The following is a 21,200-nucleotide window of genomic DNA, read 5'->3' on the forward strand; positions in this document are numbered from 1 at the left end:
GAGGGAAGGGGACAACACCAAAGGAAAACCCACGACCACCACACGCACACAAAGCACGCCGATGACCACGGGGGTTACAACATTGGCATCAACACTTGGCACACTGTTGAGTTCTCAAGAACCGGACGTCACGCCTGGGACGACCACTCATCGAGTGGACCTCCACAGGGACAACTTCCCCATCATAACCTCTTCAGCGGCCGTAGAAGACCATGTCTGAGGCTGTCCGGCGCCGCCTCTCGCTGCGGGCCGCTCGTCAGGCCTCCCGGCCCTCCGTGCTGCCCCCGCTCGCGGCGACATGAAGAACAGTAGACGCCCGGGGGGCCGCGGAGCAAATCCGCGGCACCCCCCGGACCGATCCCCTACTGCGGCAACGGGATCGACGCCGCGGCGAGGGCCTTGCGGCCACGGCGCAGCACGGCCCAGCGCCCGTGCAGCAGCTGCACGTCCGCCAGGGTGGCGTCCGCCTCGGCGACCTTGACGTTGTTGACGTACGCGCCGCCCTCGGCGATCGTCCGGCGCGCCGCCGAGCGGCTGGCCACCAGACCCGTCTCGGCGAACAGCTGGGCCAGCGGCACCTCCCGGGAGGCCGGCTCGGCCGTGGGCAGCTCCGCCAGGGCGGCCGCCAGGGTCGCCGCGTCCACCTCGGCCAGGTCACCCCCGCCGAAGAGCGCTGCCGCCGCCTCCTCGGCGGCGCGAGCGGCGTCCTCGCCGTGGACCAGGACGGTGACGTCGTGCGCCAGCGCCCGCTGGGCGGCGCGGGCCCTCGGCTCCTCGCGGGCCTGCCGCCCCAGCTCGGTGATCTCCTCGCGGGACCGGAAGGAGAAGGCCTTGAGGTAGCCCTCCACCTGGGCGTCCTCGGCGTTGAGCCAGAACTGGTGGAAGGCGTACGGGCTCGTCAGCTCCGGGTCCAGCCACACCGCGCCCGACTCCGTCTTGCCGAACTTGGTGCCGTCCGCCTTGGTCAGGAGCGGCGTGGCCAGCGCGTGGACCGTGGCGCGGTCGACCCGGCGGACCAGCTCGCAGCCGGCGGTGATGTTCCCCCACTGGTCCGAGCCGCCCAGCTGCAGCGAGCACCCGTGCCGGCGGTGCAGCTGCAGGTAGTCGTTGGACTGCAGCAGCACGTAGCTGAACTCGGTGAAGCTGATGCCCGTCGTGGCCAGCCGCTTGGCGACGGCCTCGCGGTCCAGCATCCGGTTGACGCTGAAGTGCTTGCCGACGTCCCGCAGCAGCTCGATGGCCGTCATCTGCGACGTCCACTCCAGGTTGTCCACCATCGTCGCCGCGGCCGGACCCTCGAAGTCCAGGAACGGCGCGATCTGCCCCTGCAGGCGCCCCACCCAGCCGGCGACGACCTCCGGGTCGTTCATCACCCGCTCCGCGCTGGCGCGCGGGTCCCCCACCAGGCCCGTCGCCCCGCCCACCAGCACCAGCGGCCGGTGCCCGGCCAGCTGCAGCCGCCGCGCGGTCAGCACCTGCACCAGGTGACCCACGTGCAGGCTGGCCGCGGTCGGGTCGAAGCCCACGTAGTACGTGAGCGGCCCGTCCGCCAGAGCCTGACGCAGCGCGGCCTCGTCGGTGGACTGCGCCACCAGGCCCCGCCACTGCAGTTCCTCCCAGACGTCGCTCACGACTCTGCTCTCCTCGCCTGTTCCCGGCACCGCCGGGCGGGCGCCCGTCGCCCGCCGGACAGCGTGCCACGGTCCGCGGTCGACCTCAGGCGTCCGGCCGGGCGCGGCGGGGCCGGCGCGGCACCGCGGCCCGGTACGCCGAGACCGTCGGGTCGCCCTCGACCCGCGCCCGCCACTCCGTCGCCCCGCCCGGCCCGGACACCCCCACGCGCGGCCCCCACCGCACGACGTCGTCGCCCACCGGGTCACCGGCCAGGACGTGCAGCGGCCCGCCCGCGCACACGTCGGCGCCGTCCTGCGCGCGGTCCAGCCCGAGCGCCCCCGTCAGCCGCGCCGGCCCGCGCGCCAGGTCGGCGTCGCGCCGGGCCGTCGCACGGCGCGCGCGGGCCAGCTCGAGCCCCTCCACGACCTCACCGGCGCGCAGGAGCACCGCCGAGGCCGTCCCCTCCGGACCGCAGACGAGGTTGGCGCACCAGTGCACGCCGTACGAGAAGTAGACGTAGGCGTGCCCCGGGGGGCCGAACATCACCGCCGTGCGCGGCGTGCGACCGCGGTAGGCGTGCGAGCCGGGGTCCAGCGGCCCGGCGTAGGCCTCCACCTCCGTGAGGCGGACCGCCACCGCGCCCTCCTCGGTGCGGTGGCGGACCACCCGGCCCAGCAGGTCGCGCGCCACGACGAGCACGTCGCGGTCGAAGAACGCGCGAGGCAGGGCGCCCGGCGCCGGGCCGGCCCCCCCGTCCGTCAGCTCGTCAGCCACGCCCGGTGCTCCGCGAGCGCCGCGCGCGCCGCCGCCAGCTGCTCCGCGACCCGGACGGGCGCCGTGCCGCCGACCCCGTCGCGCGAGGACAGCGACCCCTCCAGGCTCAGGACGGAGCGGACCTCGGGCGTCAGGTGCGGGGAGACGCCGGCGAGGTCGTCGTCGGTGAGGTCCCACAGCTCCACGCCGACGCCCTCGGCCGCCGAGCGCTCCTCGCAGCGGCGCACGCAGGCGCCGGCCACCACGTGCGCCTCGCGGAAGGGCACGCCCCGGCGCACCAGCCACTCGGCGACGTCCGTGGCCAGCGCGAAGCCCAGCGGGGCCAGCTCGGCCATCCGGTCCGTGTGGAAGCGCAGCGTGCCGACCATCCCCGCGACGGCCGGGAGCAGGACCTCCAGGGTGTCGACCGCGTCGAAGACCGGTTCCTTGTCCTCCTGCAGGTCCCGGTTGTACGCCAGCGGCAGGCCCTTGAGCGTGGCCAGCAGCCCCGCCAGGTCGCCGATCAGCCGGCCCGCCTTCCCGCGCGCCAGCTCGGCGACGTCGGGGTTCTTCTTCTGCGGCATGATGCTCGACCCCGTCGACCAGGCGTCGTCGAGCGTGACGAAGGAGAACTCCTTCGTCGCCCAGGCGATGACCTCCTCGGAGATCCGCGACAGGTCCACGCCGATCATCGCGGCGACGAAGGCGAACTCCGCGGCCACGTCGCGCGAGGCCGTGCCGTCGATGGAGTTCTCCACGCTGGCGGTGAACCCCAGCTCGCGGGCCACGGCCGCCGGGTCCAGGCCCAGGGAAGAACCCGCCAGCGCGCCCGAGCCGTACGGCGAGACGCCGGCGCGCACGTCCCAGTCGCGCAGGCGCGCCACGTCCCGCAGCAGCGGCCAGGCGTGCGCCAGCAGGTGGTGGGCCAGCAGGACGGGCTGGGCGTGCTGCAGGTGCGTGCGCCCGGGCAGCGCCGCCCCGGGGTGGGCCGCGGCCTGGTCGCACAGGGCCTCCACGACGTCCAGGACCCCCGCCGCCACGACGCGCGCGTGGTCGCGCAGGAACATCCGCAGCAGCGTGGCGATCTGGTCGTTGCGCGAGCGGCCCGCGCGCAGCCGCCCACCGACCTCCGGGCCGGTGCGCTCCAGCAGGCCGCGCTCCAGCGCGGAGTGCACGTCCTCGTCGTCCTCGGCGGCGGTGAAGGCGCCCGAGACGACGTCGGCCTCCAGCGCGTCCAGGCCCGCCAGCAGCGCCGCCAGGGTCGCCTCGTCGAGCAGGCCGGCGGCGCGCAGGACGCGGGCGTGGGCGCGCGAGCCCGCCAGGTCGTAGCGCGCCAGGCGGAAGTCGAAGTGGGTGGACTTCGACAGCGCCGCCATCGCGGCCGCCGGGCCGGTCGCGAACCGCCCGCCCCACAGGCCCTTCTCCCCGGCGGTGCCCGGCCCGGGTGCGGGGGCCTGGTGCTGCGTCACGGTCGCTCCTCGTCGTCGGTGTCCAGGTCGTCGGTGTCCACGTCGTCGGTGCCGACGTCGTCGCTGACCAGGTGGTCGGCCGCCGGGGAGTCTGCCGCACCCGTAGCGGCGTCCCGGCGGGCCAGGGCCAGGAAGCGCTCGGCGACGGCGGGACCGCCGTCCGGGTCGCGGCAGATGACCAGCACGGTGTCGTCGCCGGCGATGGTGCCCAGCAGCGACGGCAGGACGGAGTGGTCCACCGCGGAGGCCAGGAACTGCGCGGCCCCCGGCGGGGTGCGCAGCACCACGAGGTTCGCCGACGCCTCCGCCGAGACGAGCAGCTCCTCGCACCAGCGGGCCAGGCGGGCGTCCAGGACCTCCTGCCCGACCCCGCTGCGCGGGGTGCGGTCGCCGCCCTCGGCGGGCAGCGCGTACACCAGCCCGCGCTCGCCGTCACGCACCTTGACGGCGCCGAGCTCGACGAGGTCGCGCGACAGCGTGGCCTGCGTGACCGCGACGCCCTCCTCGGCCAGGTGGGCGGCCAGCTCGGTCTGCGAGCGCACCGGTCGCCGGGCCAGCACGGCGGCGATGCGGTCGTGGCGGAACGCCTTGGTGCCCGCGCCGGCGGCGCGGGCCGACGCCTCGCTCACGCGCGGCGCGAGCGCTCGAGCAGCCAGACCAGCAGCGCCTTCTGCGCGTGCAGCCGGTTCTCCGCCTCGTCCCACACCAGCGAGCGCGGGCCGTCGATGACCTCCGCGTCGACCTCCTTGCCGCGGTAGGCGGGCAGGCAGTGCAGGACGACCGCGTCCGGAGCGGCCGCGGCCAGCAGCTCGCTCGTGAGGGCGAAGGGGGCGAAGCGCTCGGCGCCCGCGGAGTCCTGACCCATGCTCACCCAGGTGTCGGTGGCCACGACGTCCGCGCCCTCGACGGCCGCGGTCGCGTCGTGCAGCACGCGCACCGACCCGCCGGTGCGGGCGGCCACCTCCTGCGCCCGGCGCACCACGCCCGGGTCGGGCAGGTCGGTGGCCGGGGTGCCGACGCGCACGTGCAGACCGGCCGTCGCCCCGCCCAGCAGGTACGAGTGGGCCATGTTGTTGGCGCCGTCGCCGACGTAGGCCAGCGTGCGCCCGGCCAGGTCGCCGCGGTGCTCGGCGACCGTCAGCAGGTCGGCCAGCACCTGGCAGGGGTGGAACAGGTCCGACAGGGAGTTCACGACGGGCACCCGCGAGTGGGCGGCCATCTCCTCCAGCCCGCTCTGCGCCGAGGTGCGCCACACGATCGCCGCGACCTGCCGCTCCAGGACCCGGGCGGTGTCGGCGACCGGCTCGCCGCGGCCCAGCTGCGAGCCGGCGGCCTCCAGCACCAGGGGGACGCCGCCCAGCTCGGCCACGCCGACCGAGAAGGACACCCGGGTGCGCGTGGACGGCTTGTCGAACAGCAGAGCGACCGTGCGCGGGCCCTCCAGGGGCCGTTCGGCGAAGCGGTCGGCCTTCAGCCGGGCGGCCAGGGAGAGGACCTCGGCCTGCTCGGCGGGCGTCAGGTCGTCGTCGGCGAGGAAGTGCCGGACGGTCACGGGGTTCCTCCTGCGGTGGTGGTCTCCGCCCGGGCGGCGTCCAGCAGCGCGGGCAGCGCGGCCGTGAACAGGTCCGCCTGGTCGGTGGTCAGGACGAGCGGCGGGGCGATCCGGACGGTGTCCGGGCGCACCGCGTTGACGATGAACCCGGCGGCCAGCGCGTGCCGGGCCACGGCCGCGGCGACCGGCTCGGCCAGGCCGATCCCCAGCAGCAGGCCCGCCCCGCGCACCCCCGCCACGAGCGGGTGGCCCAGCGCCTCCACGCCGGCGCGCAGGTGCCGACCCGTGCGGCGCACGTGCTCCAGCACGCCGTCGCGCTCGATCGCGTGCAGCGTGGCCAGGCCCGCCGCGGCCGCCACGGGGTTGCCCCCGAACGTCGTGCCGTGCTGGCCGGCGCCCAGCAGCGCCGCGGTGCGCTCGCCGAAGGCGATCGCGGCACCGACGGGCACGCCGCCGCCCAGGCCCTTGGCGCTCGTCAGGACGTCCGGGACGACGCCGCCGTGCTCGCTGGCCTGGTGGGCGAACCACTCGCCGCAGCGACCGATCCCCGTCTGCACCTCGTCCAGCACCAGCAGGGCGCCGTGCGTCCGCGTGATGCTCCGGGCGGCCTCCAGGTAGCCCGGCGGCGCCGGCGTGACACCGCCCTCGCCCTGCACGGGTTCCAGGAACACCGCGGCCGTGGCGCCGTCCACGGCGCGCCCCAGCGCGCCGACGTCGCCGTAGGGCACGTGCTCCACGCCGCCGGGCAGCGGCTCGAACGGCGCCCGGTAGGCCTGCTTGTGGGTCAGCGCCAGCGCGCCCAGCGTGCGGCCGTGGAACCCGTCGACCGCCGCGACGATCTTCGTGCGGCCGGTGCGGCGGGCCATCTTGAACGCCGCCTCGTTGGCCTCGGCGCCGGAGTTGCAGAAGAACACCCGCGAGCCCTCCGGGGCGCGCGCCACCTGCAGCAGCCGCTCGGCCAGCGCCACCTGCGGGACGGTGGCGAAGAAGTTCGACACGTGCCCCAGCGTCGCCAGCTGCGAGGTGACCGCGGCCACCAGCAGCGGGTGCGCGTGCCCCAGGGCGTTGGTGGCGATCCCGGCCAGCAGGTCCAGGTAGCGCTTGCCGTCGGCGTCCCAGACCCAGCAGCCCTCCCCGCGCACCAGGACGCGCTGCGGCACCCCGTAGGTGCCCATGACCGAGGAGGAGTAGCGGGCCAGCCAGGCCTCCGCGCCGCCCTCGGCGACCGGCAGGGCGTCGACCCCCGCCTCCTGCGCAGCGCGCTCGACCTCCACCGCTCCCCCTCTCACGGCACGACCATCGTGCCGTTGCCGGAGGTCGTGAAGACCTCCAGCAGCACCGAGTGCGCGAGCCGGCCGTCGATGACCGTCGCGCGCGGCACCCCGCCGCGCACGGCCCGCAGGCACGCCTCCATCTTGGGGACCATCCCGGACTGCAGCGACGGCAGCAGGTCCGCCAGCTCCGCCGCGCTGATCTCGCTGACGAGGGAGCTCGTGTCCGGCCAGTCCCGGTACAGCCCGGCCACGTCCGTCATGACGACGAACTTCTGCGCGCCCAGCGCGACGGCGATCGCCGAGGCGGCCGTGTCCGCGTTGACGTTGAGGACCGAGCCGGGCACGAGCGCGCCGTCGTCGTCGACCTCGGGGGCGACCGTGGACACGACGGGGATGCGCCCGGCGTCCAGCAGGTCGGTGACCGCCCGCGGGTCCACCTCCACGACGTCGCCGACCAGGCCCACGTCGACCGGCTCGCCGTCGACCAGGGCGGGGCGGCGGCGCGCGCGCAGCAGCCCGGCGTCCTCCCCGGACAGCCCGACGGCCAGCGGCCCGTGGGCGTTGAGCAGGCCGACCAGCTCGCGGCCGACCTGGCCGGTCAGGACCATCCGCACCACGTCCATCGCCTCGGGCGTCGTCACCCGCAGCCCGCCGCGGAACTCGCTGGGGATGTCCAGGCGGTCCAGCATCGCCGAGATCTGCGGGCCGCCGCCGTGCACGACGACCGGCCGCAGGCCGGCGGTGCGCAGGAAGACGACGTCCTCGGCGAACGCGCGCTTGAGGTCGTCGTCGACCATGGCGTTGCCGCCGTACTTGACGACGACGAGGGCGCCGCGCCAGCGCTGCAGCCACGGCAGCGCCTCGACGAGGACGCCGGCCTTGTCGGTGGGCGACAGGTCGCGCGGGTCGGTGGTCGCGGGGTTCTCGGGGTCCACGGGTCCGCTCACGTCGAGTAGGCGCTGTTCTCGTGCACGTAGGCGTGCGTCAGGTCGTTCGTCCACACCGTGGCGCTCGCGTCCCCGGCGTGCAGGTCGACCAGCACGTGGACCTCGCGCGGGGCGAGGTCGACACCGGACGGGTCGGCGTGCGGGGCGCCGCCCACGCACACGGCGACGCCGTTGAGCGAGACGTCCAGCGCCGCCGGCTCGAACGCGGCACCCGTCGTGCCGACGGCGGCCATCACGCGGCCCCAGTTGGGGTCGCGGCCGAACACCGCGGTCTTGAACAGGTTGTTGCGCGCGATCGAGCGGGCCACCTCCACCGCGTCGTCCTCGCTGGCCGCGCCGACGACCTCGACGGCGATGTCGTGCTCGGCGCCCTCGGCGTCGGCCACGAGCATCCGGGCCAGCTGCGCGCACACCGCGCGCACGGCCTCGTCCAGGGCCGCGGGCTCCGGCGTCGCGCCGGAGGCGCCGCTGGCGAGCAGGACGACCGTGTCGTTGGTCGACGTGCAGCCGTCGGAGTCCACGCGGTCGAACGTGGTGCGCGTCGCGGCGCGCAGCGCGCGGTCGAGGTCCTGCACGCTCGCGGCCGCGTCGGTGGTCAGGACGACCAGCATCGTCGCCAGGCCCGGCGCGAGCATGCCCGCGCCCTTGGCCATGCCGCCCACGACGAACCCGTCGCCGTGCACGAGCGCCTGCTTGGAGACGGTGTCGGTCGTCATGATCGCCGTGGCGGCGGGCGAGCCGCCGTCCGGGTCGAGCTGGGCGTGGGCGGCGCGGGTGCCGGCCAGCACCCGCTCGCGGTCCAGCGGCACGCCGATGAGGCCGGTGGAGCAGACGACGACGTCGGCGGCGCCGCAGCCGACGAGCTCGCCGACGAGCTCGGCGGTCGCGTGAGTGGTCTGGAAGCCCTCCGGGCCGGTGAAGCAGTTCGCGCCGCCGGAGTTCAGCACCACGGCGCGCACGCGCCCGTCGGCGCTGGCCCGCTCGCTCCACAGCACCGGGTGCGCCTTGCACCGGTTGCCGGTGTAGACGGCGGCGGCGGCGTCCAGGGGGCCGTCGTTGACGACGAGGGCCACGTCGGGGCGGCCGGAGGCCTTCAGCCCGGCGGTGACGCCCGCGGCGCGGAAGCCGGCGGCGGCGGTGACGCTCACGGGGCCACCCCCGTGGCCGGCAGGCCCGTCGTCTCCGGCAGGTCCAGGGCGACGTTCACGCTCTGCACGGCTCCTCCCGCGGTGCCCTTGGTGAGGTTGTCGACGGCGGCCACGACGAGGACGCGCCCGGCGCGCTCGTCGACGGTCACCTGGAGGGTCACCGCGTTGCTGCCGAGCACCGCGGCGGTGCTGGGCCAGCGGCCCTCGGGCAGCAGGTGCACGAACGGCTCGTCGGCGTACGCGTCGGCCCAGGCCGTGCGCACCGCGCCCGGGTCGGCGCCGGGCGCCAGGCGCGCGGTGCAGGTGGCGAGGATGCCGCGGGCCATCGGCGCCAGCGTCGGGGTGAAGGAGACGGTGACCTCCCCGCCGCCCGCGGCGGCGAGGTTCTGCTCCACCTCGGGGGTGTGCCGGTGCGAGCCCCCCACGCCGTACGGGCTCATCGACCCCATGACCTCCGCGCCCAGCAGGTGCGGCTTGAGGCTCTTGCCGGCCCCGGAGGTGCCCGAGGCGGCGACGACGACGACGTCCTCGCCGGCCAGCAGCCCGGCGGCGAAGCCGGGGGCCAGGGCCAGGCTGACGGCGGTCGGGTAGCAGCCGGGGACGGCGATCCGGCGCGCCCCGCGCAGCCGCTCGCGCTGGCGGCCGCCGCCGGCCAGCGGCAGCTCGGGCAGGCCGTAGGGCCAGGTCCCGGCGTGCGGGGTGCCGTAGAAGCGCTCCCACGCGGCGGGGTCGCTCAGCCGGTGGTCGGCACCGCAGTCGACGACGAGCACGTCCTCGCCCAGGGCCGCGGCCACGTCCGCGGACGCCCCGTGCGGCAGCGCGAGGAGCACGACGTCGTGGCCCGCGAGGACCTCAGGCGCGGTGGGCTGCAGGACGCGGTCGGCCAGCGGGTGCAGGTGCGGCTGCAGCTCGCCCAGGGCCGTGCCGGCGTTGGAGGCGCCGGTCAGGGCGCCCAGCTCGACCTGCGGGTGGCCCAGCAGCAGCCGCAGCAGCTCACCGCCCGCGTACCCGCTGGCGCCCGCGACGGCGACCTTGAGCCGCCCGTTCGAGATCATGTGCATGACCATACACGTCACCGCGTGCTCATGCAGGATCCGGGGTCAGGCCAGCGGGTCGTCCGGCCCCCACGGCACCACGTCCAGACGACGGGCCCGCGCGTCCAGGCCGCGGGCCGCCGCGGCCGCCAGCGAGGCGGGCGTGTCCGCGCCCACGCGCAGGAACCGGCCCGAGAACGCGTCCAGGTCCCCGCGCCCGAGGGCCAGGACCATCGCCACGACGTCGGCCGGGTCGGTCCACTCCGTGCGCCCGGCGTGCTGGGCCATGCCCTGCGACATCGCCGTGCGCACCACCCCGGGCGAGAGCTCGAAGGCGCGGACCCCGTGCTCGGCACCGGCCGCGGCGACCGCCCCGCCCAGGCGGAACACCGCCGCCTTGCTGGCCCCGTACGCCGCGTGCAGGCCGGAGTCCTTGTGCGCCGCGCCCGAGCTGAGGTCGACCACCCGCCCGCCGCCGCGCGCGACCATCCCCGGGACCACGGCCCGCACCAGCGCGAACGGCCCCAGCACGTTGGCCTCCAGCACCGCGCGCACCTGGTCCAGGTCCGCCTCCCACACCGGCACCTCGTCGGCCTCGATGCGCCCGGCGCAGTTCACCAGCAGGTCGGTGCCGCCCAGCTCGGCCTCCAGGGCCACCACCGCCGCCGGCACCGCGGCCACGTCGGTGACGTCCAGGACGGTCGCCACCGCGCGGCCGCCGGACCCCGTCCGGCGGCACCGGTCGGCGACCTCCTCCACGAGCGCGTCCAGCGCCTGCGCGTCCCGCGCGAGCGCCCCCACCGACCACCCCGCCGCGGCCAGGCCCAGCACCAGCTCGCGGCCGATGCCGCGCGAGGCGCCGGTGACCAGGGCGACGCCCCCGGCCGCGCTGCCGGACCCGGCGTCACGCACGCTGCACCGCCCCGGTGCGGCGGGAGGCCTCGGCCACCGCCGCCTCGCGGGCGGCGCTGGCCTCCTCCGCCGTCAGGGTGCGGTCCGGCGCCCGGAAGCGCAGCGCGTAGGCCAGCGACTTGCGGCCCTCGCCGACCTGCGCGCCGGTGTAGACGTCGAACAGGCGCACGTCCTCCAGCAGCTCGCCGGCCCCCTCGCGCAGCGCGGCCTCGACCGCGGCCGCGGCGACGCCCTCCGCCACCACCAGCGCGACGTCCTGGGTGGCCGCCGGGTACCCGGACAGCTGCGCCACCTGCGGGGGCGCGCCGACCTGCGCCAGCAGGACGTCCAGGTCCAGCTCGAAGGCCGCCGAGCGCGCGGGCAGCTCCAGCGCGGCCAGCGCCGCCGGGTGCAGCTCGCCGGCGTGGCCGACGAGGTGCCCCGCCGCGGTGCTCACCCGCGCGCACCGGCCCGGGTGCCACGGCGCGTGCTCGGCGGCCTCGACGACCACCTCCACGCCCAGCGCCGCCGCGACCGTGCGCACCGCGTCGACCGCGTCGGCCCACAGCACCGGCTCGCCACCGCGGGCGAAACCGTCGGCGGCCGCGCCCGGCGGGCGACGGGCGCCGGTGAGCACGCCGGCCACGTGCAGCGGCTGCGCCGGCACCGCGGCCAGCAGGGCGGCCAGCTCCTCCTCGCCCGGGCGCCCGTCCACGCCCGGCAGCGGGGCCGGACCGGTGCCGGCCACCGGGTGGGTCACGCTGCCGAACTCCACCAGCGCCAGGTCGCGCAGACCCCGCGAGACGTTGCGGCGCACCACCTCCACCAGCGAGTCCAGCACGCTGGTGCGCATCAGCGGCTGCTGCTCCGACAGCGGGTTCGCCAGCCGCAGCGCCGAGCGGCGCGGGTCGTCGGCGGGCAGGCCCTGCGTGTCGTGCACGGACGCGGCCACGAACGGGTAGGACAGCACCTCCACGAAGCCGTCGTCGGCCAGCGCTCGCGCCGCCGAGCGCCGCGCTCGCTGCCCGGCGGTCAGGCCCCGCCCGGCCGGGGCGGCCGGCAGCACCGAGGGGATGGTGTCGTAGCCGCGCAGGCGCGCGACCTCCTCCACCAGGTCCACCGGCTGGGCCAGGTCCGGGCGCCAGCTCGGCGGCACGACCGCGAGGTCCGCGCCGTCCGCCGTCACGGTGCAGCCGATCTCCTCGAGAGCGCCGACGACCTCGCGCTCGGTGAACGGCGTGCCCACGACCCGCTCGGCGAAGGACACCGGCACCGTCAGCGCGGCCGGGGCGCCCGGGGCGCCCGGGACGACGACGTCGGTGGCCGTCGGGTCGGCGGTGCCGCCGCCGTGCTCGACGAGCAGGCGCACCGCCAGCTCGGCCACCTGCGCGGTCATCGCCGGGTCCACGCCGCGCTCCCAGCGCTTGGCGCCCTCGGTGTGCAGCTTGTGCCGGCGGGCGGTGCGCGCGACCGAGACGGGCGAGAAGTGCGCCGCCTCCACGAGCACGTCCGTGGTCGCCGCCGACACCTCGGTGCTCGCACCGCCCATGACGCCGGCCAGCGAGAGCACCCGCGAGGTGGAGGGGTCGCCGGGCGCCTCGTCGGTGATGAGCAGGTCCTCGGGGTCCAGCACCCGCTCGACGTCGTCGAGGGTGGTCAGCCGCTCCCCCGCGCGGGCGCGGCGCACCACCAGCTCGCCCTGCAGCTCCGCCAGGTCGTAGGCGTGCAGCGGCTGGCCGGTCTCCAGCATGAGGTAGTTCGTCACGTCCACGGCCAGCGAGATCGAGCGCATGCCGGCCTGCCGGACCCGGTCGGCGACGAACCGCGGCGTCGGGGCGGAGGGGTCGATGCCGCGCACCACGCGGGCGACGAACCGGTCGCAGCCGACCACGCCGCGCACCGGCGCGTCGTCGGCCAGGCGCACCGGGTGACCGGGTCCGGACGGGGTCGGCACGTCGACGGCGACCGGGTCGCGGAACACCTGGGCGACGGGGCGGCGGGTGCCGTGCGCGTACTCGCGGGCGATGCCGCGCACGCTGAAGCAGTAGCCGCGGTCCGGGGTGACGTTGACCTCGACGACCTCCTCGTCCAGGCCCAGCAGCGCCAGCGCGTCCTGCCCCGGGGTGAGCTCCGCGCCGGGCAGGTGGCGCTCGAGGACGATGATCCCGGAGTGGTCCGCGCCCAGGCCCAGCTCCCTGGCCGAGCAGATCATCCCGTCCGAGACGTGCCCGTAGGTCTTGCGCGCGGCGATGGCGAAGCCGCCGGGCAGCACCGCGCCCGGCAGCGCGACCACGACGGCGTCGCCGGCGGTGAAGTTGTGCGCGCCGCAGACGATGCCGCGGTGCCCGTCGGGGCCGTTGTGCTCGGGGCCGACGTCGACGTGGCACCAGTTGACCGTCTTGCCGTTCTTCTGCGGCTCGGGCACGAGGTCGAGCACGCGGCCGACGACGAGCGGGCCCGTCACGTCGGAGGTGTGCACGCCCTCCTCCTCCAGGCCCACCCGCACCAGGGCCGCGGCCACGTCCGCGCCGCGCGCGCCGGGCTCGAGGTCGACGTGCTCGGCCAGCCAGCTCAGGGGCACCCGCATCAGAGCTCGTCCTGCCCCTCGCCGGCGGCGGCCGGGACGCGGCCGCCGAGGACGTCGGCCACCCCCGACGCCGAGAGGTCCTCCACGCCGAACGCCCGGCTGAACCGCACGTCGCCCTCCACCATGTCGCGCATGTCCGTCACCCCGTTGCGGAACATCAGGGTCCGCTCGATCCCCATCCCGAAGGCGAAGCCCCGGTAGCGCTCCGGGTCGATCCCGCACGCGCGCAGCACGTTCGGGTTGACCATCCCGCACCCGCCCCACTCGATCCAGCCGCGCTCGGCCTCCCGGCCCAGGGAGAAGCGCAGGTCCAGCTCGGCGCTGGGCTCGGTGAACGGGAAGAACGCCGGGCGCCAGCGGGTCTCGACGGCGTCGCCGAACATCGCGCGGGCGAAGTGGTCCAGCGTGCCCTTCAGGTGCGCCATCGTCAGGCCCTCGTCGACCGCGATGCCCTCCAGCTGGTGGAACACCGGCGTGTGCGTGGCGTCCAGCTCGTCGGTGCGGAACACCTTGCCCGGGCAGACCACGTACAGCGGCACCCCGCGGGTCAGCAGCGAGCGCGCCTGCACCGGGGAGGTGTGGGTGCGCAGCACCAGGCCCGAACCGGCCCCGCCGCGCTCGTCGGCGACGTAGAAGGTGTCCTGCATCTGCCGGGCCGGGTGGTCGGCGTCGAAGTTCAGCGCGTCGAAGTTGAACCACTCGGCCTCGACCTCGGGACCCTCGGCGACCTCCCAGCCCATCGCGGTGAACACGTCCGCCACGCGCTCCATCAGCAGCGGCAGCGGGTGGCGGGCACCGCGCTCGGGCCGGCGCGCCGGCAGGGTGACGTCGACGACCTCCGCGCGCAGGGCGCGCTCCTCCTCCTGCGCGCGCAGGAGCTCGGTGCGGGCGGCGAGGGCCTGGTTCAAGCGGCCGCGGGCGGTGCCCACGCGCTTGCCGGCGGCGGCCTTCTCCGGGCCGGGCAGGGCGCCGATCTCCCGGTTGGCCAGCGCCAGGGGGCTGCGGTCGCCGGCGTGCGCGACGCGCACGGCCTTCAGCTCGTCCAGGTCGGCGGCACCGGCCACGGCGGCCAGCGCCGCGTCGATGGCCTGCTGCACGGCCTCCTCGGCCACGGCTCCTGCGGCCCGGGCTGCCGGGTCCTGCTCTGCGGGCATGCGCTCCGTCCTCGTGTCTCGCCGATGCGCGGTGCGGGCGGGCCCGCGGCGGTGATCCTCCCAGACGGCGCGGGCGGGGCCCGTCCCAGGCGGCGTCTCAGGCGGCGGGAGCGTCCTCGCCGGGCGGGGGTCCCGCGGGCAGCCGGACCGTGAAGCGGGCACCGCCGGAGGCGGCCTCGTCGACCGTGACGTCCCCGCCGTGCGCCTCCAGCAGCCCGCGCGTGACGTACAGGCCCAGCCCGGTGCCGCTGCGCTGGCCGCCGTGCCAGAACTTGGAGAACACGTACGGGCGGTTCTCGGCCGGCACGCCGTCGCCCTCGTCCTCCACCGCCAGGACGACCTCGCCCGCCCCGCCCGGCTCGACGGCGGGGTCGTGGGAGACGGTGAGCGTCACCGTGCCGGCGCCGTGCCGCAGCGCGTTCTCCACGAGGTTGGTCAGGACCTGCGCCATCCGGTCCGGGTCGGCCCACAGCTCCGGCAGGTCGCCGGCCAGCCGCAGCCGGAAGCGCTCGTCGTCGTAGCCGGCGAGCAGCAGGCGCTCGACGTGCTCGCGCACCAGGGCGGGCAGGTCGAAGGGGCGCCGGTGCACGCGCAGGCGGCCGGTGTCCACGCGGGAGACGTCGAGCAGGTCGCCGACGAGCCGGGTGACGCGGTCGGCGTCGGCGGCCACCGTCGAGAGCATCAGCCGCTTCTGCTCGTCGCTGAAGCGCTCCCACCGGCGCAGCAGGGTGGCCGTGAACTGCTTGACGGACGTCAGCGGCGAGCGCAGCTCGTGGGCGACGGTGGCGATGAGGCTCGCGGCGTCGGACTCCGCGCGCCGGCGCTCGCCGGTCCCGCGCAGGGCGACGACGACGCGCGCGGGGCGCCCCGCGGGGTCGCGGACGGTGCGGGCGGTGACGAGCAGCTCGGAGCCGCCGGGCAGCAGGAGCATGCGCTCGGGGTGGCGGTCGGCGTCCGCGCCGGCCGTGCTCACCGCGGCCTCGTCGGCCAGCGGTCCGGTGCTCTGCCAGCTCTCCCACCAGCGCCGGCCCGAGGTGTCCTGCAGCGGCAGCGCGCGACGGACGTGGACCCCCACCAGGCGGGCGGGCTCGCGGTGCAGCAGGGCGGCCGCGGCGGCGTTGACGGCGGCGATGGTGCCGTCGGCGTCGACGACGAGGACGCCGTCCGGCAGGTCGTCCAGGGCCAGCGCCGGCTCCGGCGCGGTGGGGGCGTCCGGGGCCACGTGCGGGTCGGGTGGGGCGGGCGCCGCGGGCAGCGGGGACGACGGGGCCGCGGTCGCGGCCTCGGCGCTCCCCCTCGCCTCCGGCACGGGGCGAGGCTAGGGCATCCGCGGGCGGGCACCACCCCGGCGCCGCCCGCCGCCCGGCCGGTCAGCCCGCCGACGGCCCCGCTGGGGCCGGACCGGCGGCCGGGTGCCTGCGCTGGGCGCGGGCGCTGGCGTACAGGCACACCACGGCCGCCGTGGCCAGGTTCAGGCTCTCCGCGCGCCCGTGCAGGGGCACCCGCACGACGGCGTCGGCGCCGGCGCGGCCCGCGTCGTCCAGGCCCTGCGCCTCGTTGCCGAACAGCCACGCGGTCGGCCGGCGCAGGTCCGGCCCGGCGGCCGGCGGGCCGCTGCCGGCGAGCGCGGCCGCGTCGGCCAGGTCGTCCAGGTCGTGCTCGCCCGTGCCATCGGCGGCCAGGACCTGCACGCCCGCGGCGCGCAGACCGTCCAGCAGCGCCTCCAGCCCGGCGCCGGCGACGACCGGCAGGTGGAACAGGCTGCCGGCGGTGGAGCGCACGACCTTGGGGTTGTGCACGTCGACGCTGGCGGCTGTCAGGACGACGGCGTCGGCGCCGGCGGCGTCCGCGGCGCGCAGGACCGTGCCGGCGTTGCCGGGATCGCGCACGCGGTCCAGGACGGCCAGCAGGCGCGGGCCGTCGGCCAGGACGTCGTCCAGGCGGGCCGGGCGCTGCGGGCAGACGGCCAGCAGGCCCTGCGGCGTGACGGTGTCCGTCATGGCCGCCAGCACCTCGTCGGTGACCTCGACGACGCGCACGCCGCTGCGCTCGGCGGTGTCGACGACGTCGGCGTACCGCGCCGCCGCCGCGGCCGTCACGTACAGGTCGTGCACGACGGCACCGGTCCCGGGCGCGGCACCGGAGGAGGCGCGGGCCGCGGCGTGGGCGGCGACCGCCTCGCGCACGGCCTGCGGCCCTTCGGCCAGGAAGGTGCCGGTGCGCGAACGCACGGAGCGCCCGGCCAGCGCCCGCACCGACCGCACCCGCTCGGAGCGGGGGTTGGTCAGCACGGTCGCGGCCGGGCGCCCGGGGTCCTGCGCGGGGGCAGGATCAAGCGGCGGAGCTCTGCGCCGCCGGGGCGGCGGGCAGGGCGGCCTTGGAGACCTGCACGAGGGCGGCGAACGCCGGGGCGTCGGAGACGGCCAGTTCGGCGAGCATGCGGCGGTCCACCTCGACACCGGCGGCCTTCAGGCCCTGGATGAACCGGTTGTAGGTCATGCCCTCGGCGCGGGCGGCCGCGTTGATGCGCTGGATCCACAGGCGGCGGAAGTCGCCCTTGCGCGCCTTGCGGTCGCGGTACGCGTAGACGAGGGAGTGGGTGACCTGCTCCTTCGCCTTGCGGTACAGCCGCGAGCGCTGGCCGCGGTAACCGCTGGCCTGCTCGAGGACGACGCGGCGCTTCTTCTGGGCGTTGACTGCGCGCTTCACGCGTGCCACGGGGTGTTCTCCTCACATGTCGAGCCGCGGGCGCCGGCGGTCCGTCGGACGACGGTCGCGCGCTCCGCGGCGTGGGTGGTCGGGGCCGCCCCGGGGGTGCCCGGTGCGGCGGCGGTCAGCGGCCCAGGAGCTTCTTGATCTTCTTGGCGTCGGCGGGGGCGACGACCGCGTCCATCGACAGCCGGCGGGTGCGCTTGGTCGCCTTGTGCTCGAGCAGGTGGCGCTTGCCGGCGCGCTCGCGCAGGACCTTGCCGGAGCCGGAGATCCGGAAGCGCTTCTTGGCGCCGGAGTGGGTCTTGTTCTTGGGCATGCTGATCTCCTGGATCGTTCGTGGTCTGGCCCGGGCCCGCGGCGCCCGGTGGGCGCCGCGGGCCCCGGTGTCAGGACGCGGTGGCGGCCGACTCGTCGGCGGCGGCGACCTCGGCGGTCCCGGCGGCGTCCGCCTCCTTGCGGCGACGGTCCTCGGCCTTGGCCTCGGCCTTCTTCTTGTGCGGCCCGATGACCATCACCATGTTGCGGCCGTCCTGGCGCGGCGAGCTCTCGACGCTGCCCAGGTCGGAGACGTCCTCCGCGAGGCGCTGCAGCAGCCGGAAGCCCATCTCGGGCCGGGACTGCTCGCGCCCGCGGAACATGATCATCACCTTGACCTTGTCCCCCGCCTTGAGGAACCGCTCGACGTGGCCCTTCTTGGTGCCGTAGTCGTGCGGGTCGATCTTCAGGCGGAAGCGGATCTCCTTGAGGATCGTGTTCGACTGGTTCTTGCGGGCTTCGCGGGCCTTCATGTCGGACTCGTACTTGAACTTGCCGAAGTCCATGAGCTTGCAGACCGGGGGACGCGCCGTCGGGGCGACCTCGACCAGGTCGAGACCGGCCTCGTCGGCGAGCCGCAGCGCGTCCTCGACGCGCACGATCCCGACCTGTTCGCCGTTGGGGCCCACGAGCCGCACCTCGGGAACACGGATGCGGTCGTTGATGCGGGGCTCGCTGATGTGCTGCTCCTTCGTCGTTCGTCGGGGGGCCGCCGGACACGAGGAAGGCCCCCGCGCGCGGACGCGCACGGAGGCCTGCCTGATCCGGCACCGGCCGCGGATCACCCACGACGACGACGCCTCGCCCGCCGTCCGGGGACGGCGAGCTGGACCGGGACCCGGCGGTGCGCTGCACCGCGGGTGGGAGGAGGCCTCCGCTTCGCGCTCCGGCCCCACGAACGCCGCCCGGGCCGCCGGAACGGCCGCGGGACCGGTGACGTGAGCCGGTCGGTCACCTGCGAGGGTACCAGCATGTCCTCACCCGATCCCACCGACGCCACCCCGGGCAGCGCCCCGGACGGCACCCCGGGCAGCGCCCCGGACGGCACCCCGGGCAGCGCCGCGGACGCCGCCCGCGACATCGCCGAGGTGCCCGCCGCCGAGCTGGTCACCACCGCCTGCGTGCACCTGATGAGCGCCGCGGCCGTCAAGTGCGGCCTGGCCGAGGACGCCGAGGAGGCCGGGCACCTGGACCTGGCCGAGGCGCGGGTGCTCATCACCGCGCTGGCCGGGCTGGTGACGGCCGCCGCCCCCGAGATCGGCGACCGGCACGCGCGCCCCCTGCGCGACGGGCTGCGCTCGCTGCAGCTGGCGTTCCGCGAGGCCTCCGTCGTGCCCGACCCGCCGGGGCAGGGCCCCGGGGAGCGGTACACCGGCAGCGTCGTCTGAGCCCCGGGCCGCCACGGCCGGCGCGGGGGCGGGCGCGACGCGGCGAGCCGGAGGTGGTTGAGTGCCGGACGACCACGGGCGCTCGGTCCGCCCCCGTGCGTCCGGGCCGCTCGGGGTAGGAGCAGGACGACCGCAGCGACACTGGAGGACCACCGTGACTCTCCCCACCAGCGACCTGGGCCTGCTGGCCCTGCGCCTCGGCGTCGGGGGCACCCTCGCCGCGCACGGCGCGCAGAAGCTGTTCGGCGCCTTCGGCGGCGGCGGCATCGAGGGCACCGCGGGCGCCATGCACGCCATGGGCTTCCGCCCCGGTCGCCAGAACGCGATCCTCGCCGGGCTGGGCGAGACGGCCGGCGGCGTGCTGCTGGCCGCCGGGCTGGCCACCCCGGTCGGCGGGGCGGCGACCGCGGCCACCATGGCCGCCGCCTCCACCGTGCACGTGCCCAACGGCTTCTGGGCGACCTCCGGCGGGCTGGAGTACCCGGCCGTCCTCGGCCTGGCGGGCGCCTCGCTGGCCGTGGCCGGCCCCGGTCGCTACTCCCTGGACGCCGCCCTGGGCGGGCGCCTGAACAAGCCGTGGATGAGCGCGCTGGCGCTGCTGGGCGCCGGGCTGGGCGCGGCGCTGACGATCCGCAAGCGGCAGGCCGCCGTGGCGGCCGAGGCCGCCGAGCAGTCGGCCGACGCGCCGGCCGACTCCCCCGCCACGCCCGTCGCCTCCTGAGCGCGCGCGCCGGCCCGGTCCCCGGGCCGGCGCGGACGGCGGGCGCACCTCAGGCGGGCAGGACCCGCAGCTCCAGGCTGTCCACCCGCGTCGCCACCTCCAGGGCCGCCACCCGGCGCCCCACCTCGGCGGTGAGCTCGGCGAGCGCGGCCCGGCCCAGGCCGGGTGCCACGCCCAGCACCAGGCGCAGCTCGGCGCCCTCGCCGGCCTCGCAGCGCACGCCCCGCAGGCCCGGCAGGTCGGCCAGCGCGGCGCGCAACCCCTCGGCCACGGCCGGGTCGAACGGCGAGGGGGTCCACGCCTCCTGCCGGGCCAGCGCCCACACCGCCGGGCGGCGCACCACGAACGTCACCGGCCCGGCCGGGTCGAGCACGATCGCCTCGCAGCGCTCCTGCACGCCCGACAGGGCGGCGCGGGCGGCGTCGACCGGCACCGGGCGCGCGTCGGCGCGCCAGCGGCCCAGCGCCTCCACCGCGGTGAACAGCGGCAGGGCCCGCCGCCCGTCCGGGCGGGTCAGCAGCGCCAGCGCCATGTCGGCGCTCTTGTCCCCGGCCGGCCCGGCGGGCTGCGGATCGGCCTCGCCGAGCACGGCGACGACGGGGGCGAACAGGCGCGTGCCGGCCAGCGCCGCGACCACGTCCCGCTCCGCGCGCAGCCGCCCCGCGGCGTCCCCGGCCGCCTCCCCCGCCGCACCCGGTGTCCCGTCGCCGAGCGCGGCCCAGGCACGCAGGGCGCCGTCCAGCCGCTCGTCGCGGCCGCCGTCGTCGGCGGCGAAGGGGTTGGGCAGCAGCGTGCGCCCCGCCCACGGGACGCCGGCGGAGTCGGCGTCCCCGCGCGCGCCGGGCTCCTGCGGGGGCTGCGGGCCGGTCAGGGCCGCCCCGCCACGTCCAGCGCCTCGGGCAGGGTGAACGCCTGCGCGTACAGCGCCTTGCCGACGATCGCGCCCTCCACGCCCACGGGGACCAGCTCGCGCAGGACGCGCAGGTCCTCCAGGCTCGACACCCCGCCGGAGGCCACGACGGGGGCGCTCGTGCGCGCGCACACCTCGCGCAGCAGGTCGGTGTTCGGCCCGCGCAGGGTGCCGTCCTTGGTCACGTCCGTGACGACGTAGCGCGAGCAGCCGTCGGCGTCCAGGCGGGCCAGGACCTCCCACAGGTCCCCGCCCTCGCGGGTCCAGCCGCGCGCGGCCAGCGTCGTGCCGCGCACGTCCAGGCCGACCGCGATCCGGTCGCCGTGGCGGGCGATGGCCGCGCGGGTCCAGTCGGGGTCCTCCAGCGCCGCGGTGCCGAGGTTGACCCTCCGGCAGCCGGTCGCCAGCGCGGCCTCCAGGGAGGCGTCGTCGCGGATGCCGCCCGACAGCTCGACCGCCACGTCCAGGCGCCCGACGACCTCGGCGAGCAGCTCGCGGTTGGAGCCGCGGCCGAAGGCGGCGTCGAGGTCGACCAGGTGCACCCACTCCGCGCCGGCCTCCTGCCAGGCCAGGGCGGCGTCCAGCGGCGAGCCGTAGAACGTCTCGCTGCCCGCCTCCCCCTGCACGAGGCGCACGGCCTGCCCGTCGGCGACGTCCACGGCGGGCAGCAGCTCGAGGCGGGCGGGGTCCTGGGCGGGGCGGGGTGCGTCGGTCACGGGGGGCCACTCTAG

At 77.0% G+C, this 21,200-nt stretch carries 20 protein-coding genes and 1 pseudogene; 2 read left to right on the top strand and 19 right to left on the bottom strand.

Translation table 11 applies throughout. The features are described 5' to 3' along the window. Nucleotides 1-362: 362 nt before the first annotated feature. The 17 genes and pseudogenes from tyrS to infC all read right to left on the bottom strand — a co-directional run bounded on the left by tyrS (nt 363) and on the right by infC (nt 18,130). A complete protein-coding gene (gene tyrS, locus ACRYMY_RS15495) occupies nt 363-1,631 on the bottom strand; it encodes a tyrosine--tRNA ligase (RefSeq protein WP_432548131.1) in 1,269 nt (422 codons plus the stop codon). Between the two features lie 85 nt (nt 1,632-1,716). After that, on the bottom strand, nt 1,717-2,388 hold the full coding sequence (locus ACRYMY_RS15500; RefSeq protein ID WP_432548132.1) for a DNA-3-methyladenine glycosylase: 672 nt from the start codon (nt 2,386-2,388) through the stop codon (nt 1,717-1,719). Next, nucleotides 2,373-3,836 carry an argininosuccinate lyase gene (gene argH, locus ACRYMY_RS15505; protein WP_432548133.1) on the bottom strand — a complete coding sequence of 488 codons (1,464 nt, stop codon included), beginning with the start codon at nt 3,834-3,836 and terminating at the stop codon, nt 2,373-2,375. The genes ACRYMY_RS15500 and argH overlap by 16 nt, the downstream gene beginning before the upstream one ends. Before the next feature lie 116 nt (nt 3,837-3,952). Then, nucleotides 3,953-4,465, bottom strand: a pseudogene (locus ACRYMY_RS15510) (arginine repressor); the annotation flags it as partial. Beyond that, nucleotides 4,462-5,388 carry an ornithine carbamoyltransferase gene (gene argF / locus ACRYMY_RS15515; protein WP_432548134.1) on the bottom strand — a complete coding sequence of 309 codons (927 nt, stop codon included), beginning with the start codon at nt 5,386-5,388 and terminating at the stop codon, nt 4,462-4,464. The gene argF and the pseudogene ACRYMY_RS15510, both read right to left, overlap by 4 nt. After that, the gene (locus tag ACRYMY_RS15520) at nt 5,385-6,677 is read right to left on the bottom strand and encodes an acetylornithine transaminase (protein WP_432548135.1); all 1,293 of its coding nucleotides are present in this window, start codon (nt 6,675-6,677) and stop codon (nt 5,385-5,387) included. The genes argF and ACRYMY_RS15520 overlap by 4 nt, the downstream gene beginning before the upstream one ends. After that, on the bottom strand, nt 6,674-7,597 hold the full coding sequence (gene argB / locus ACRYMY_RS15525; RefSeq protein WP_432548161.1) for an acetylglutamate kinase: 924 nt from the start codon (nt 7,595-7,597) through the stop codon (nt 6,674-6,676). The genes ACRYMY_RS15520 and argB overlap by 4 nt, the downstream gene beginning before the upstream one ends. A gap of 8 nt (nt 7,598-7,605) precedes the next feature. Beyond that, nucleotides 7,606-8,757: a bifunctional glutamate N-acetyltransferase/amino-acid acetyltransferase ArgJ gene (gene argJ / locus ACRYMY_RS15530; protein WP_432548136.1), complete on the bottom strand. Its 1,152-nt coding sequence runs from the start codon at nt 8,755-8,757 to the stop codon at nt 7,606-7,608. Then, nucleotides 8,754-9,818, bottom strand: coding sequence for an N-acetyl-gamma-glutamyl-phosphate reductase (gene argC, locus ACRYMY_RS15535; protein ID WP_432548162.1), 1,065 nt, complete (start codon nt 9,816-9,818; stop codon nt 8,754-8,756). Before argC ends, argJ begins: the two co-directional genes overlap by 4 nt. A gap of 39 nt (nt 9,819-9,857) precedes the next feature. Continuing rightward, entirely contained in the window at nt 9,858-10,703 is an 846-nt protein-coding gene (locus ACRYMY_RS15540; RefSeq protein ID WP_432548137.1) for an SDR family NAD(P)-dependent oxidoreductase, read from the bottom strand. Further along, a complete protein-coding gene (gene pheT / locus ACRYMY_RS15545) occupies nt 10,696-13,269 on the bottom strand; it encodes a phenylalanine--tRNA ligase subunit beta (protein ID WP_432548138.1) in 2,574 nt (857 codons plus the stop codon). The genes ACRYMY_RS15540 and pheT overlap by 8 nt, the downstream gene beginning before the upstream one ends. Further along, nucleotides 13,269-14,423, bottom strand: coding sequence for a phenylalanine--tRNA ligase subunit alpha (gene pheS / locus ACRYMY_RS15550; RefSeq protein WP_432548139.1), 1,155 nt, complete (start codon nt 14,421-14,423; stop codon nt 13,269-13,271). Before pheS ends, pheT begins: the two co-directional genes overlap by 1 nt. Before the next feature lie 97 nt (nt 14,424-14,520). Next, nucleotides 14,521-15,732, bottom strand: a complete 1,212-nt coding sequence (locus ACRYMY_RS15555) for a sensor histidine kinase (protein WP_432548140.1) — start codon at nt 15,730-15,732, stop codon at nt 14,521-14,523. Nucleotides 15,733-15,793: 61 nt separating this feature from the next. Further along, entirely contained in the window at nt 15,794-16,711 is a 918-nt protein-coding gene (locus ACRYMY_RS15560) for a TrmH family RNA methyltransferase (RefSeq protein ID WP_432548163.1), read from the bottom strand. A gap of 43 nt (nt 16,712-16,754) precedes the next feature. After that, entirely contained in the window at nt 16,755-17,141 is a 387-nt protein-coding gene (gene rplT, locus ACRYMY_RS15565; RefSeq protein WP_432548141.1) for a 50S ribosomal protein L20, read from the bottom strand. Nucleotides 17,142-17,256: 115 nt separating this feature from the next. Further along, nucleotides 17,257-17,451, bottom strand: a complete 195-nt coding sequence (rpmI, locus tag ACRYMY_RS15570; RefSeq protein ID WP_369056530.1) for a 50S ribosomal protein L35 — start codon at nt 17,449-17,451, stop codon at nt 17,257-17,259. A gap of 70 nt (nt 17,452-17,521) precedes the next feature. After that, nucleotides 17,522-18,130 carry a translation initiation factor IF-3 gene (infC, locus tag ACRYMY_RS15575; RefSeq protein ID WP_432548164.1) on the bottom strand — a complete coding sequence of 203 codons (609 nt, stop codon included), beginning with the start codon at nt 18,128-18,130 and terminating at the stop codon, nt 17,522-17,524. Nucleotides 18,131-18,421: 291 nt separating this feature from the next. On the opposite strand from infC, the gene ACRYMY_RS15580 reads away from it, so the two are divergent. Next, nucleotides 18,422-18,838 (top strand): DUF1844 domain-containing protein, encoded by a 417-nt coding sequence (locus ACRYMY_RS15580; protein ID WP_432548142.1) that lies wholly within the window; start codon nt 18,422-18,424, stop codon nt 18,836-18,838. Nucleotides 18,839-18,992: 154 nt separating this feature from the next. Further along, complete coding sequence (locus ACRYMY_RS15585; RefSeq protein WP_369068947.1) at nt 18,993-19,559, top strand: DoxX family protein; 567 nt, start codon at nt 18,993-18,995, stop codon at nt 19,557-19,559. Between the two features lie 49 nt (nt 19,560-19,608). Here the strand turns inward: ACRYMY_RS15585 and ACRYMY_RS15590 are convergent, their stop codons facing one another. Beyond that, entirely contained in the window at nt 19,609-20,196 is a 588-nt protein-coding gene (locus tag ACRYMY_RS15590) for an SseB family protein (protein ID WP_432548143.1), read from the bottom strand. A gap of 230 nt (nt 20,197-20,426) precedes the next feature. After that, nucleotides 20,427-21,185, bottom strand: a complete 759-nt coding sequence (gene priA / locus ACRYMY_RS15595; RefSeq protein WP_432548144.1) for a bifunctional 1-(5-phosphoribosyl)-5-((5-phosphoribosylamino)methylideneamino)imidazole-4-carboxamide isomerase/phosphoribosylanthranilate isomerase PriA — start codon at nt 21,183-21,185, stop codon at nt 20,427-20,429. Nucleotides 21,186-21,200: the final 15 nt, after the last annotated feature.

The organism is Kineococcus haloalkalitolerans, assembly GCF_050871905.1.
Classification (GTDB): domain Bacteria; phylum Actinomycetota; class Actinomycetes; order Actinomycetales; family Kineococcaceae; genus Kineococcus.